Origin of the sequence: Xanthomonas populi, assembly GCF_002940065.1 — a bacterium.
Classification (GTDB): Bacteria; Pseudomonadota; Gammaproteobacteria; order Xanthomonadales; family Xanthomonadaceae; genus Xanthomonas; species Xanthomonas populi.
In genome coordinates this window covers 1-331 of record NZ_MDEJ01000374.1, presented here as the reverse complement: position 1 = coordinate 331, position 331 = coordinate 1, and the positions used below count along the sequence as shown (strand labels likewise).

Annotated in this window: 1 protein-coding gene; it reads left to right on the top strand. The window is 56.8% G+C overall.

Annotation, left to right across the window (positions count from 1 at the left end):
- The coding region (locus XpopCFBP1817_RS21335; RefSeq protein WP_146090219.1) for an integrase core domain-containing protein at window positions 1-331 on the top strand (331 nt) is incomplete at both ends.

Sequence of the window (331 nt, the reverse complement as noted above, 5' to 3'; positions counted from 1 at the left end):
CAGACGGTTCTGACGGATAACGGCATCCAGTTCACCAACCGCAGTTCCGACCGATATGCCTGTGCGCATCTCTTCACTCGTGTCTGCGAGGAGCACGGCATCGAACACCGCTTGACCAAGGTCAAGCACCCCTGGACCAACGGGCAGGTTGAGCGGATGAATCGGACGATCAAAGAAGCAACTGTCAAACGCTTCCACTACAACGATCACGCACACCTGCAACAGCATTTGGCCAACTTCATCGACGCCTGCAACGACGGTCGCAGGCTCAAAGCCCTGCAGGGTCTGACACCGTACGAATTCATCTGCACGCAGTGGACATCCGAACCCG